This is a genomic window from Massilia sp. SYSU DXS3249 (assembly GCF_053668055.1).
The window spans coordinates 64194-78111 of the sequence record NZ_JBSIPX010000001.1; the positions used below are offsets into that span (position 1 = coordinate 64194).

At 67.9% G+C, this 13918-nt stretch carries 11 protein-coding genes; 8 read left to right on the forward strand and 3 right to left on the reverse strand.

The genetic code is table 11. The features are described 5' to 3' along the window. Positions 1-48: 48 nt before the first annotated feature. Entirely contained in the window at positions 49-1524 is a 1476-nt protein-coding gene (locus tag ACWCIA_RS00325) for a DEAD/DEAH box helicase (protein ID WP_454159888.1), read from the reverse strand. A gap of 427 nt (positions 1525-1951) precedes the next feature. Further along, complete coding sequence (locus ACWCIA_RS00330) at positions 1952-3262, reverse strand: transglycosylase SLT domain-containing protein (protein WP_454159890.1); 1311 nt, start codon at positions 3260-3262, stop codon at positions 1952-1954. 460 nt (positions 3263-3722) lie between these two features. On the opposite strand from ACWCIA_RS00330, the gene ACWCIA_RS00335 reads away from it, so the two are divergent. The 4 genes from ACWCIA_RS00335 (at position 3723) to ACWCIA_RS00350 (ending at position 10198) form a co-directional block, all read left to right on the forward strand. Next, complete coding sequence (locus tag ACWCIA_RS00335) at positions 3723-4289, forward strand: DUF1415 domain-containing protein (protein ID WP_454159892.1); 567 nt, start codon at positions 3723-3725, stop codon at positions 4287-4289. Next, positions 4270-4491 carry a DUF1289 domain-containing protein gene (locus ACWCIA_RS00340; protein WP_454159894.1) on the forward strand — a complete coding sequence of 74 codons (222 nt, stop codon included), beginning with the start codon at positions 4270-4272 and terminating at the stop codon, positions 4489-4491. The genes ACWCIA_RS00335 and ACWCIA_RS00340 overlap by 20 nt, the downstream gene beginning before the upstream one ends. Positions 4492-4770: 279 nt before the next feature. Beyond that, positions 4771-7863, forward strand: a complete 3093-nt coding sequence (locus ACWCIA_RS00345) for an EAL domain-containing protein (RefSeq protein ID WP_454159896.1) — start codon at positions 4771-4773, stop codon at positions 7861-7863. Between the two features lie 55 nt (positions 7864-7918). Further along, a complete protein-coding gene (locus ACWCIA_RS00350; protein ID WP_454160551.1) occupies positions 7919-10198 on the forward strand; it encodes a molybdopterin cofactor-binding domain-containing protein in 2280 nt (759 codons plus the stop codon). Positions 10199-10225: 27 nt separating this feature from the next. On the opposite strand, the gene ACWCIA_RS00355 is transcribed toward ACWCIA_RS00350, so the two are convergent. Next, positions 10226-10651 carry a thioredoxin family protein gene (locus tag ACWCIA_RS00355; RefSeq protein ID WP_454159898.1) on the reverse strand — a complete coding sequence of 142 codons (426 nt, stop codon included), beginning with the start codon at positions 10649-10651 and terminating at the stop codon, positions 10226-10228. A gap of 106 nt (positions 10652-10757) precedes the next feature. On the opposite strand from ACWCIA_RS00355, the gene tsaB reads away from it, so the two are divergent. Genes tsaB through ACWCIA_RS00375 form a run of 4 tightly spaced genes read left to right on the forward strand, consistent with a single transcriptional unit; the run spans position 10758 to position 13861 of the window. Then, entirely contained in the window at positions 10758-11504 is a 747-nt protein-coding gene (tsaB, locus tag ACWCIA_RS00360) for a tRNA (adenosine(37)-N6)-threonylcarbamoyltransferase complex dimerization subunit type 1 TsaB (protein WP_454159900.1), read from the forward strand. Continuing rightward, on the forward strand, positions 11501-11983 hold the full coding sequence (gene rimI, locus ACWCIA_RS00365) for a ribosomal protein S18-alanine N-acetyltransferase (protein WP_454159901.1): 483 nt from the start codon (positions 11501-11503) through the stop codon (positions 11981-11983). The genes tsaB and rimI overlap by 4 nt, the downstream gene beginning before the upstream one ends. Next, on the forward strand, positions 11980-12897 hold the full coding sequence (locus tag ACWCIA_RS00370; RefSeq protein ID WP_454159902.1) for a uracil-DNA glycosylase: 918 nt from the start codon (positions 11980-11982) through the stop codon (positions 12895-12897). Before rimI ends, ACWCIA_RS00370 begins: the two co-directional genes overlap by 4 nt. After that, positions 12878-13861, forward strand: coding sequence for a DUF1853 family protein (locus tag ACWCIA_RS00375; RefSeq protein WP_454159904.1), 984 nt, complete (start codon positions 12878-12880; stop codon positions 13859-13861). Before ACWCIA_RS00370 ends, ACWCIA_RS00375 begins: the two co-directional genes overlap by 20 nt. Positions 13862-13918: the final 57 nt, after the last annotated feature.

Sequence of the window (13918 nt, forward strand, 5' to 3'; positions counted from 1 at the left end):
AAAAAAAACGGCTGCCGAGGCAGCCGTTTTCTCATCCGATCTCAGCGATCAGTTGTCGCCGAAGGTGCGGCGGGTGCCCTCGAAGGAGCGTGGGTGTGGATTGCTGCCGCGGTAGCCGCCGCCGCTGCCTTCGCGGCGTGGTGCACCGCTGCTCGGGCCGGTGCGGAAGCCTTCGCGCGGGGCCGCGTCGCGGTTGTAGCCGCCTTCGCGTGGAGCCGATGGCTTGCTGAAGCTGCGCTGGCCTGGCTTGGCGGCGCTGCGGCCGTCGCCCGGCTTCCAGCCGCCCGGACGGCTGTTGCTGCGGGTTGCCGGCGCCGAACGCTTCGGCTCGAAACCTTCCACCACGTCGACCGGGATGGTCTGCTTGGTGAAGCGCTCGATGCGCTTGACGTTCATGCCTTCGGCGTGGTTCACCAGCGACACGGCAACGCCGTTGCGGCCGGCGCGGCCGGTACGGCCGATACGGTGCACGTAGTCCTCGGGGAACTTCGGCAGGTCGTAGTTCACCACGTGGGTGATGGTCGGCACGTCGATGCCGCGGGCGGCGACGTCGGTCGCCACCAGCACGCGCACCTGGCCGCGGCGCATGCTGTCCAGGGTGCGGTTGCGCGCGCCCTGGTGCATGTCGCCGTGCAGCGCGGCGGCTGCGAAGCCGGCGATGTTCAGGCGGTCGGCGATGGTGTCGGCGTCACGCTTGGTGGCGGTGAAGACCACGGCCTGGTCCATCGACTCGTCGCGCAGCAGGTGGTCGAGCAGGCGGTTCTTGTGCGACAGGTCGTCGACGAAGTGCACGCGCTGCACGATGTTCTCGTGACGCTTGGTGCCGCTGGCGATCTGGATCGTCAGCGGATCCTTGGTGATGCGGCGTGCCATGTTGCCGACGACGCCGTCGAGCGTGGCCGAGAACAGCATCGTCTGGCGGGAATCCGGCGTGGCGGCGACGATCTTTTCGATGTCTTCGATGAAGCCCATGTCCAGCATGCGGTCGGCTTCGTCCAGCACCAGGATTTCGAGCTGGGAGAAGTCGATCTTGCCCGATTCCATGTGGTCGATCAGACGGCCCGGCGTCGCCACCAGGATTTCAGGGTTCTTCGACAGCAGTTGCATCTGCTTCGGGTAAGGCATGCCGCCCAGGATCGAGACGGCGCGGATGCGGCGCATGTAGCTGCCGTATTTTTCGGTCGCGGTGGTCACCTGCAGGGCCAGTTCGCGGGTCGGGGTCAGCACCAGCATTTTCGGCTTGGCTGCGGTGAAACGGACGCGCTCGCCACGGGCACGGGCCGACTGCGCTTCCTGCGCAGGGGTGCGTGCCGGGGCGGCCGGCTCGGCGCTGACCAGCTTGTGCAGGGCAGGCAGCATGAATGCCGCGGTCTTGCCCGAACCGGTTTGCGACGAGACCAGCAGGTCGCGGCCTTCGATGGCGGCCGGCACGGCTTGCGCCTGGACCGGGGTCGGCGTGGTGTAGCCGGCTTCGTTGACTGCCTTGACGATCGTGGCGTGGAGGCCTAGTGCTTCAAAACTCATTGTTTGCTTTTCTTTCGGTAGTGATCAGCGCTCGTCAGTATGAACGGGCGCGAAATAGCAACGCGAACCAACAGAACGAAATGACTCAGAAATGAAAGAAATTTCGGCACAAAAGCTTTGCGCCGGGACGGTGTCAAAGGTTCGACACGCAGGGCGGGAGGGCTTTATGGAGGGCTGCCCGAAATGGCAGGCCTGGGGTTGCGATGCTGCTTGTTGTACTGCTTGCTGCTGCGGCGACAAGAGGTCTTATGACGGGGTCTTATTGCAGCGCACAAACGACACTATACCCTAGTTTGGAAATGCTTGCACGAGCCCGTCTTTTTGATGCAGCGCAAAGGATGGTGCCGGAATAGAGAGGTCATCGATAAAAAACAAACGGCACCCGCCGGGGCAGGTGCCGTGTGTCGAAGCCGACCGGTCGGTCGAATTACCGGTGCTTGCGGCGGCTATTGGTGTTGCGCGAGACGCGCGACTTCGACGACGTCACTGCCTTCGACTTGAAGCGCTGGGTACGCGTGCCGCTGCGCTTTTTCTCGCCGCGGTCCGCTTCCAGGGCCATCACGGCGCTGTCGACGATGTTGTCGGCGATGTCCGAGTGCATCGAGGCCGAGGTCTTCGGCACCAGGATGGTGGAGCCGGCCTTCAGGCGGGTCTGGGCCGGGATGTTGTTGGCCTGGCGGATGACTTCCGGCGTGGTGCCGAACTTCGAGGCCAGCGAGGCGATGCTTTCCTTGGCGCCCGTGATCTTGTGGGTGGTCCAGGTCGACAGGGCCTGGCCCCAGGACGCCAGGTTCAGGTGGAACTTCTCGGCGTTTTTCTGCGGCAGCAGGATCTTGGTCTTTGGTCCGCCGGTGATCACCGGACGCTTGAACTGCGGGTTGAGCGCCTTGAATTCGTCGACCGACATTTCCGCCAGCTGGGCGGCGATGGCCAGGTCGATGTCGCTGGTCTTGTCGATCGTCGTGAAATAGGGCTGGTTGTCGATCACCGGCAGGGTGACGTTGTACTGGCTCGGGTTGCCGACGATGTTCTTCACCGCCTGCAGCTTCGGCACGTAGTTGCGGGTCTCGGCCGGCATCAGGTCGGCCAGGCTTTCGAAGTCGGTCGGCTTGCCCAGTTCCTGGTTTTTCTTGATCGCCTTCTGAACATTGCCTTCGCCCCAGTTATAGGCGGCCAGGGCGAGCTGCCAGTCGCCGAACATCGTGTACAGGCGCTGCAGGTAGGTCAGGGCGGCGTCGGTCGAGGCCAGCACGCCGCGGCGCTCGTCCTTGAACATGTTCTGCTTCAGGTTGTAGTCCTTGCCCGTGCCCGGCACGAACTGCCAGAGGCCGGCCGCGTCGGCGTGCGACAGGGCCTGCGGGTTGAAGGCGGACTCGATCACGGGCAGCAGCGCCAGTTCGGTCGGCATGCCGCGCTTTTCGAGTTCCTGCACCACGTGGTAGAGGTAGGGCGAGGCGCGGCCGGAGATGCGCGCCATGTAGTCGGGCTTGAGGCTGTAGGAGCGGGTATGGCGCTCGACCAGGCTGTTGTTGATGTCGGGAATCGCGTAGCCGCTGCGGATACGGCCCCAGACGTCGGTTTCCTTGTACTCGTCCACTTTCAGGGACACGGGGGCGGTCGCGGGACGCGTGACGGCGGCGCCTTGCAGCGCGCTGACCGGGGCGGTGTCGATGGCCTGGGCGAACGACGCCGAGAGCAGCAGCGCCAGTGCGGCAGCGATGGAGGTAGGGCGGGTCATGGTCATGTCGTACTTGGCCTTCCAGTGTTGCGTCCAGGAACTACGGGACTGACGATCAGGGGAGTGTAAGTAGCCACTGTTGAGACAGTCAAGCAATAATCCAGAACGGTTACAAATTTTCCTGTCTATCCTTTTTGCTAATACGTAATATTTTTAACAATTTCAGCAGGGGGTATGGCATGACGCAGACAGAATGTCATAGGAGCGAACTCGGCAGGAAATGTTATACCCAGTGGGAGTATCAAAAACATTTTACCAAACGTAGCTTCTCTTAAGAAACAAAACCTTCAGCGGATGGCGTTATCCATCAGATAACAAACCAGGCCGGTACGGCTATTCCTGCCCGGCTTTTAACTTACCTCCGGCGAATGGCTGACCTATGAGCACACGCAAACTGTGCGTACAATCCGGGTCGCGCCGAACGAAACCCATGGCGGCGTCTTTATATCGAAAGCAGCTCATGAACACCAATCTCAATGCCGACGACGACGCGATCGTCGCCGCCACCCGCCGCTGGCTGGAAAAGGCCGTCATCGGCCTGAACCTGTGCCCGTTCGCCAAGGCCGTCTACGTAAAAGAACAGGTGCGCTATGTCGTCTCTTCGGCGACCACGCCCGAAGCGCTGCTCGAGCAGCTGATGGACGAGCTGCAGCTGCTGTCCGACACCCCGGCCGAGAAGGTCGACACCACGCTGCTGATCCATCCCTTCGTGCTTGACGATTTCCTCGACTACAACGAGTTCCTCGACGTGGCCGACGCCGCGGTCGAGGACATGCACCTGGACGGCGAGCTGCAGGTGGCCAGCTTCCATCCGGAATACCAGTTCGCCGACACCGACAAGAACGACATCTCGAACTACACCAACCGCGCGCCTTACCCGATCCTGCAGCTGCTGCGCGAGGACAGCATCGAGCGCGCCGTCGACGCCTTCCCGGACGCCGAGGCGATCTTCGAGAAGAACATCGAAACCATGGAACAGCTCGGCCACGAAGGCTGGGACAAGCTCGATGTCGGACCAGCACGATAATCCGGGCGCCGCTGCGCCCAGCATTCCCGTACGGCCGGACACGCCCTGCGTCGCCGTCTGCTCGACCACCTTCGACGACGTCTGCCGCGGCTGCGGGCGTACCGTGGCCGAGGTGGCGCACTGGGTCTCGATGGACGCGGCGCAGAAGGAAGTCGTGTGGCAGCGCATCCTCGCCCAGGGCTACCCCCGCCGCAACACCTGAGCACGGTTGGAAGCGCCGCCGCCGGACTGGGTGGTGCTGTGCGATGATAGGGCTGTGACAGGCAGGCGCTCCAGGCTTGCTACCGGCGGTTGCCGCCCGGCCACAGCCCGAAATTGGTAACTCACAGCAATTTTTGCATGCATAATGCGTGGCAGGATCCTGTCACCCCAGGCCGGCAGCGCCGGCGCCAACCAATGCAGCCAGACTATGCCCCGGATTGACCTGCGCGGATTCACGTCGAGACTGACCCGGTTCCATGCCCGGTCGGTATACGGCGCGATGCTCGTCGTCATCGTCGGCGGGCTGGTGATCCCGGTGCTGGTGGCCGGCTACTTCCTGCTCGTGGTGCAGGAACGCGAATCGACCGTCGCCGAACTGAACGACACCCTGCAGCGCAACGCCGACATCCTCTCGCTCGGCATGCAGGAGTCGCTCTGGGACATGAATACCGACGCCGCGCGCTCGCTGGTCCATGCCGTCATGCGCGACCCCTCGGTCGTGCGGGTCCAGGTGACGGGCGCCCAGGACACGCCGCAATACTCCACCTTCATGGACGTGCGCGCGGCGCCGCGCCCGCTGGGCAGGGTGGTGCACGCCACGCGCGACATCGAGGTCCAGGGCGAGCGCATCGGCCAGGTGCGCATCGAGATGGACGACCTGCTGCGCGCCCAGGCCCTGCACCGCAAGCAGCGCAACTACGCGCTGGTGCTGGCGGTGCAGGTGCTGGTGTCGCTGGCGCTGATCCTCGCTTTCCTGCGGCGCCGGCTGCGCGTGCCCCTGCAGACGCTCAGCGGCTTTTCCGACCGCCTCTCGCGCGGCGACTTCGACACGCCGCTGGTGCTGGAAGCACCGGGCGAACTCGGCCGCCTCGGCACCCAGATGGAACGCATGCGGGTGGCGATCCGCGACCTGTTCGTCGACGTCGCGCGGCGCGAGGAACAGTTCCGCACCATCGTCACCCAGGTGCCGGGCGCGGTTTTCCGCGCGCGGCCGGGCGGCGCCATCGATTTCGTCAGCGACGCCATCGAGGACATCTCCGGCGTGCCGGCCGCGCAGCTGATGCGCGGCACCACCGAGGACTGGTCCAACCTGGTCGTGCCTGAGGACCGGCGCCTGCAGCGCCAGGTGACGCGCGACGCCCTCCTGTCCGGCAGCAGCTACCAGGTTGAATACCGGATCAACGACGCCCGGGGCAACGAGCGCTGGGTGCTCGAGAGCGGCCAGCCGCAGCGGGTGCCGGGCGCCGACGGCTTCTGGGTCGACGGCATCATCTCCGACATCAGCGAGCGCAAGCACAACGAAATGCGCATCGCCGCCTTGCTGGCCGAGCAGGGCGCCATCCTCGACAACGTGATGTTCGGCGTCGTGTTCACCCGCGAACGGCGCATCGTCTCGGTCAACCGCCGCTCTGAAGAACTGTTCGGCTACCCCGGCGCCGCCCTGGTCGGCAAGCCCGCATCGATCCTGTTTGCCAGCGGCCGCGAACATGCCGCCGCCGAAGACCGTTACTTCCCGGTGCTGGCCGAGGGCGGGGACCCCAGCCACGAGCGCCAGTTCCGGCGCAGCGACGGCAGCCTGCTGTGGTGCCTGGTGAGCGGCAGCCCGGTCGATCCCGGCCATCCGGAAGCGGGCAACATCTGGGTGTTCGCCGACATCTCCGAGCGCAAGGAAGCCGAGGAGAAGCTGCGCCTGTCGAGTACCGTGCTCGAACACATCGCCGACGGCGTGATGGTGGTCGACGTGCACGGCACCATCGTCGCCGTGAACCCCGCCTTTACCCACATCACCGGCTGGACCGAGGAAGAGGTCACGGGCCGCCCCTGGAGCGTCACGCGCACCAGCCGCGACGACCAGGACCTGTACTGGACCATGTGGCGCCAGCTCAGCGACACCGGTTTCTGGCGCGGCGAGCTGTGGAGCACGCGCAAGGACGGCAGCACCTATCTCGAGTGGCTGACCGTGTCGACGGTGCGCGACGCGTCCGGCAAGGTCGCGCATTACGTGGGCGTCTTCAGCGACATCACGCGCCTGAAGGAATCGCAGGACAAGCTCGACTACCTGGCCCACCACGACCCGCTGACCGGGCTGCCCAACCGCCTGCTGTTCCAGGATCGCCTGCTGCATGCGATCGGGCGCGCCACCCGCGAGAGCCAGCAGCTGGCCGTCATGTTCATCGACCTCGACCGCTTCAAGAACGTCAACGACACCCTCGGCCACCATGTCGGCGACGAGCTGCTGAAACAGGTCGCGGCGGCCCTGGGCAAGCGCCTGCGCGAAGGCGACACGCTGGCGCGCCTGGGCGGCGACGAATTCATTGTCCTGCTCGAGAACGTGACCGGGGCCCACGGCGCGCGCCAGGTGGCCGACAAGATGATGGGCATGTTCGAGCAGCCTTTCGAGGTGGCCGGCCACGAGCTGTTCGTCACCGGCAGCATCGGGATCAGCCTGTTCCCGGAAGACGGCTTGGACGCCAACCTGCTGGTGCGGAATGCCGACGTGGCGATGTACCAGGCCAAGTCGCGCGGGCGCAACGGCTACCAGTTCTATGCGCGCGACATGGACGGCGAGGGCGTCGAGCGCCTGCGCATGGAAGCGCTGCTGCGGCGCGCGATCGAGCGCGGTGAAATCTTCCTGCACTACCAGCCCCAGGTCGACATCGAAGACGGGCGCCTGATCGGGGTCGAGGCCCTGGTGCGCTGGCATAATGCCGAGCTGGGACTGGTGAGCCCGGTGCGCTTCATCCCGATGGCCGAGGACACCGGCTTCATCAACCAGATCGGCGAGTGGGTGCTGCTCGAAGCCTGCCGCCAGATGGGGCGCTGGGACGAGGCCGGCCTGGCGGTGCCGAAGATGGCGGTCAACCTCTCGGTGCGCCAGGTCGAGCGTGGGGCGATGGCGCCGCAGGTGGCGCGGGTACTTGCCGAAACCGGGCTGGCGCCGCGGCGCCTGCAGCTGGAAGTGACCGAGTCGGTCATCATGAACACGGGCGACGCGCTGGCCTTCGTGCACGAGCTGCACGCGATGGGCGTGGGCCTGGCGATCGACGACTTCGGCACCGGCTACTCCTCGCTGGCCTACCTGAAGCAGCTGCCGGTGGACGTGCTCAAGATCGACCGCAGCTTCATCAAGGACATCGCGCTCGACTCGAACGACGAGGCGATCGCGATCGCCATCATCCAGCTGGGGAAAAGCATGAACCTCTCGGTGATCGCCGAAGGGGTCGAAACGGAAGAACAGGCAGCCTTCCTGCTGCGCCACGGGTGCACGCGCGCGCAGGGTTACCTGTACGGGCGCCCGGTGGCGCCGGACGAGCTGCTGCAGCAATGGGAACAGGATGAGAGACACGCAGGCCGCAGTATTGTCAGTAAATGAGCCAGTGAATGTGCCGCCAAGCGAGCCGGCAAACGAGGTAGCCGGCAGCGGCGCCGTGCCGCCGTCGCGCAGGCGCCGCCGCTTCCTGCTCGGCGGCCTGGTTGCGGGCGGCGCGCTGCTGGTCGGCTGGGGCCTGCGCCCGCCGCGCCAGCGCCTGCACACGGCTTCCCCGCTGCCGGTGGAGCAGGGCGCCGTCGCCCTCAACGGCTGGGTCGCGATCGCTCCCGACGGGCGGGTCTCGGTGGTGGTGCCGCGCAGCGAAATGGGGCAGGGCGTGCACACGGCGCTGCCGATGCTGGTGGCCGAGGAGCTCGACGTGCCGCTGGCCGATGTCGCCATCATGGCCGCGCCGATCGACAAGATCTTCGGCAACATGACGATGATGCGCGAGAACCTGCCTTTCCATCCGGACGAGCGCGGCAACGTGAAGGACGGCACCCAGTGGGTGCTGGGGAAGATCGGGCGCGAACTGGGCGTCATGTTCACGGGCGGCTCGAGCAGCATCAGGGATGCCTGGCAGCCGATGCGCGAAGCCGGCGCCGTGGCGCGCGCGATGCTGGTGCAGGCCGCTGCCGACGAGTGGAAGTGCCCGCCCGCGCAGTGCCGCACCGAGGACGGCTTCGTACTCCATCGCGACGGCCGGCGCGCGTCCTACGGCAGCCTCGCCGCGCGCGCGGCGCAAGCCGGCGCCGGCATAGCCGTGGCCGACGTGCGCCTGAAGGAGCCGGCGGCCTTCCGCCTGATCGGCAAGCCGGCGGCGCGGCGCGACACGCCGGCCAAGGTCGACGGCTCGGCGCTGTTCGGCATCGACGCCCGCCCGCCCGGCCTGCTGTATGCGGCGGTGCGGATGTCGCCCGTGATCGGCGGCACGGTGGCTTACTTCGATGCGGAGGACGTGAAGGCGATGCCGGGCGTGCTAGGTGTCGTCGATCTTTCCAGTTCGCTGGGGCCGCACACCGGCGCCGGGGCCGGCCTGGCCGTGGTGGCGCGCAGCTGGTGGCAGGCGAAGACGGCGGCCGCGGCGCTGCTGGTGCGCTGGCACGACCACGATGCGGCAAGCCTTTCGACGGAATCGGTCTTCGCCGGCCTGGCCGAGGCGCTCGACAGGGAATCGGGCTACGCCTATTTCGAGTCCGGCAGCCAGGACGTGGAGGGCGTGGCGCAGGTGGTCAGCGCCGAATACCGCGCGCCTTTCCTGGCGCATGCGGCGATGGAGCCGGTCAACTGCACCGCCCAGGTCGCGGGCGGCAAGGTGCGCCTGTGGGCGTCCACCCAGGTGCCGAGCATCGCCGTGGACGTCGCGGCCAAGGTGGCCGGCGTGGCGCGCGAGGACGTCGCGATCGACGTGATGCTGCTCGGCGGAGGCTTCGGGCGCCGCCTGGAAACCGACATGGTGGCGCAGGCGGTGGCGGTGGCGCTGCGTACCCAGGGCCAGCCGGTGCAGCTGATCTGGACGCGCGAGGACGACACCCGGCACGACGTCTACCGCCCGGCGGCGCTGGCGCGCTTCACCGCGCGCCTGGACGCGCGCGGGCGGCTGCTGGCCTGGGACAACAAGTCCGCCAGCGGCGCCATCGGCCACCAGTACTTCCCGCGCAACATGGGCATGCCCATGATGGGACCGGACAAGACCACGGCCGAGGGCGAGTACGACATGCAGTACGAGATCGCCAACCGCCGCATCGCCCACGTGATCGTCGACAGCGCGGTGCCGCTCGGCTACTGGCGCTCGGTCGGCCACTCGCACAATGCCTTTTTCAAGGAAGCCTTCCTCGACGAGGTGGCGCACGCGGCGGGGCAGGACGGCGTCGCTTACCGGCGCGCGCTGCTGAAGGAGCATCCGCGCCACCTGGCGGTGCTCGATGCGGCGCTCAAGGCTGCAGGCGCGGTTCCTGCCGGACGCGCGCACGGCCTTGCCGTTCACCAGTCCTTCGGCAGCATCGTGGCCCAGGTGGCCGAGGTGTCGATCGAGGTGTCGGCCCAGGGCAGGGAGATCCGCGTGCACCGCGTCGTGTGCGCGATCGACTGCGGCATCGTCGTCAACCCGAACATCGTCGCCCAGCAGATGGAGTCGTCGGTGGTGTTCGCGCTGTCGGCCGCGCTCGGGGGCGAAATCACCATCAAGGGCGGACGGGTGGAGCAGGCGAACTTCGGCGACTACCCGGTGCTGCGCCTGGACCGCACGCCGCACGTGGAGACGGTCATTGTCCCCAGCGCCGAGCCGCCGGAAGGCGTGGGCGAGCCGGGCGTGCCGCCGCTGGCGCCGGCGGTGGCGGCGGCCGTGTTCAAGCTGACCGGGCAAAGGCTGCGCAGTTTGCCGTTGCGGCTGGCCTGAGGCGCCCGGCCAGCCGGCAATACCAGGCTAGGCCGCGTCGCGCAGAAGGGTGCGCAGGTTGCAGTCGCGCTGCCAGCCGCGCCTTTCCTCGTTCGATCCGGCCAGGCGCGCCAGCTCTTCCGGCGCCAGTTCCGCCTGCGCCAGCACCAGGCGCTCCGCGACGGTCGCATCGGGCAGCATGGTGCCGAAGAAGGCGACCGTATCCTCGCGCTGCACCAGCAGGGTCGGGAAATTCTCGACATCGAGGTCGCCGACGACGTCGGCCTGGTCTTCGACGTCGATCCAGACGAAGGTCATGTCGGGATGGCGCCCCGCCAGCGCCTCGAAAGCGGTGCGGTAGGAGCCGCAGGTGCCGCACCAGGCGGCGCACAGGCAGGCGACGATCCAGCGACCGCCGCTGATGGCGGCCTGGATGTCGTCACGGTTGTCTGACTCGAGCGTTAGGCTATGCATGGGCGCATTCTACCCTTGGCGCAAGTCCCCCACAACGGCCGTGTCGCACTGCCGCGGCGCGCGCCGGGCCATGGATAGGAGCGGCCGCGCCGGGTTAAAATACGGTATGCCTACCATTCTTGCCATCGAAACCTCGTCGGAACTCGCTTCGTGCGCGCTGCATACCGGTCCCACTGCCGGCGCCAGTGCAGCTGCCACTGTCCTCTCGCGTGAGTCGGACGGCGTGCGCACCCATTCCCAATCGGTGCTGCCGATGGTGCAGGAGCTGCTGCGCGAAGCCGGCCTGGCGCTGGCGCAGGTCGACGCCATCGCCTTCGGCGCCGGTCCCGGTTCGTTCACCGGCGTGCGTACCGCCTGCGGCGTGGCCCAGGGGCTGGCCTTCGGCGCCAATCTGCCGGTGATCCCGCTCGTCACGCTCGAAGCGATGGCCGAGGCCTGCCGCGCGCGCAGCGGCGCGACCGAGGTGCTGGCCGTGCTCGACGCGCGCATGGGCGAAGTCTATTGGGCCCAGTACCGCTACGCCGGCGGCGCCTGGCAGGCCGTGCTCGAGCCGGCCCTGTCGGATCCGGCGGCAGTGCAGCCGCAGCCGGTGGAAGGCCTGGCCGCCTGCGGCAACGGCTTCGCCGCCTATCCCGACGCCTTCGCCGGCAAGGCCTTCGCCGCCGCGGCCGACACGGCGATCGTGCCGCACGCGCGCGACATGGTTGCGATCGGCGCGGCTGCGCTGGCGGCGGGGCAGGGGGTGCCGGCCGCCCAGGCCCAGCCGCTCTACCTGCGCAACAAGGTCGCCTTCACCAGCGCCGAGCGCCAGGCGATCAACGCGGCCAAGGCGGTCACCAAGGTGGACGCATGATGAACGCTCCCGCCAGCGCGGGCCTGGTGCTGGTGCCGATGACGGCTGCCGACCTGGACGAGGTGCACGCGCTCGAATGCAGCGTGTTCCCGCATCCGTGGAGCCGCGCGAACTTCGCCGACTCGCTGGCGGCCGGCTACGACGCCTGGGTTTTACGCGAGGTGGATGGGAAAGGCGCCGGCAAGCTGGCCGGCTACTTCCTGCTGATGTACGCGCTCGACGAGGCCCACCTGCTCGATGTGGCCGTCGCCGGCGAGCGCCATGGCAAGGGCCTCGGCCGCTACCTGCTCGACACCCTGTGCGGACGCGCGCGCGAGATGGGCGCCGAATCGGTGCTGCTCGAGGTGCGCCCGACCAACGAACGCGCCCTGGCGGTCTACAAACGCTTCGGCTTCGCCGAGATCGGCCGCCGCAAGGGGTATTATCCTGCCCATGAAGGCAAGCGCGAGGATGCCATCGTGATGAGGCACACACTATGAACGTCAGCGACCGCGACGAGGTCTTCCTCGCCGAGATGGGCATTACGCCCTTGTGGCGCCTGCGCCGTCAACCGACTGAAACGGCGGAGGCTGAAGCTGCTGTCGAACCTGGCGTCGGGGCGGCCGAAGAGGCAGCCGCCGAGTTTGCAGAAACAGCGCCGGCTGCCGAGGCCCCGGCCCCGGCCACGCCTGAACCCGGCTTCGTGCCGCCACCGCCGCGCGACCCGGCCTGGGGCGAGATTCCCCTCACTTCCGCGCCCGCGCCGGCTCCCTGGACGCCGCCCGCGCCCGCACCGGTCGAGGAAGCGGAACCGGCCGACAGCCTGGACGCCATCGCCCGCATGGACTGGGAGGAGCTGCACGCGGCCATCGCGCGCTGCGAGCGCTGCGGTTCCTGCGCCGGCCGCAAGCCCGTGCTGGGCGCCGGCAGCCGCCAGGCGCGCTGGTTCGTGGCCGCCGGCGCCGCCACCGCTGCAGACGAGCAGGCCGGCCAGCCGCTGGCCGGCGACACCGGCAAGCTGTTCGACAACATGCTGGCCGCGGTCGGGCTGTCGCGCGAGAAGAATGTCTACGTGACCCAGCTCGTCAAATGCCGCCCGGCCAGCGCCAACGGCGGCGACCGGGCACCGACCGCCGACGAAGCGGCCGCCTGCCGTCCCTTCCTCGAGCGCGAGCTGGCCCTGACGGGCGCGACAACCGTGCTGACGCTGGGCCAGATCGCCGCCAACGGCCTGCTCGGCAAGCCGCTCTCGGCGCCGCTGGCCGGCAGCCGCGGCGGCGAGCACGCGTACCAGGACGCCGCCCTGGTGGCCACCCTGCACCCGGGCGAACTGCTGCGGCGCGGCCTGGACAAGGCGCTCGCCTGGGCCGACCTGTGCCGCGCCCGAGCCAGCCATGCGCGACGGAGCCGATAGCTACCAGCTGTCCTTCCACCGCCGCTGGGGCCACCTGCGGCGCGCCCGGGTGCGCGCCCTGGCCTGGCTGCTCGACTCGCCGGATCTGCTGGACGCCGCCGCCCCGCACTGGCAGGGCCGCATCGCATCGACCGGCCCGGTCACGCCGGAGGTGGAGCGCTGGCTCGCCGCCCTCGACCGCGACCCGGCCCCGCTCGACGCCGCCCTCGGCACCCGCGTCTATACCCGCCTCGGCCTGTATGCCGAAAAGCTGATGGCCTTCTATTACGAGCAACAGGGCCGCCTGGTCGCGCACGGGCTGCAGATCCGCGCCAGCCGCACCGACACGGTCGGCGAATTCGACTTCCTGCTCGATGCCGGCCCGGACGCGGTCGAGCACATCGAATTCGCCACCAAGTTCTACCTGCTGCAGGGCGAAGCCGGGTCGCAGCCCGATGCACCGCAGTTCGACACCCTGGTCGGCCCCAACCTCGCCGACAGCCTGGGCGCCAAGATGCGCAAGATCTTCGAGCGCCAGCTGGAGCTGGGTGCGCACCCGGCCGCGCAAAGTTTATTGCCGCGCCCGGTCGTGTCGGCGCGGGCGCTGGTGAAGGGCTGGCTGTTCTATCCAGCCGGCAGCTGGCCGGCGATGAGCGGCATCACGGCCGGCCACTGCCGCGGCTTCTGGTGCGCCTTGCAGGACCTCGACGCGCTCGGCGCCGATGCCTTCCTCATCCTGCCGAAGCTGCAATGGCTGGCGCCTTTCCGCGCCGCGCAGGCCGCCTGGCTGCTGAACCGCGCCCAGCTGCATGCGGAACTCGAGGCCCAGTTCGAAACGAACGCCTCGCCGGTGCTGGTGGCCGTGGTGCGCGAGACGCCGGGGCTGGTGGAGGAGGTGGAACGGGGATTCATCGTGCCGAACGACTGGCGCGAGCGGGCGGAGGCGAAGCGCAGCAAGGATTTGGGGCGCAATATTATTTGGTAATATTGTCAATCATGCAAATATCGTTTGCATAGGGGTGGGGTGGACGGGAAACCCGTT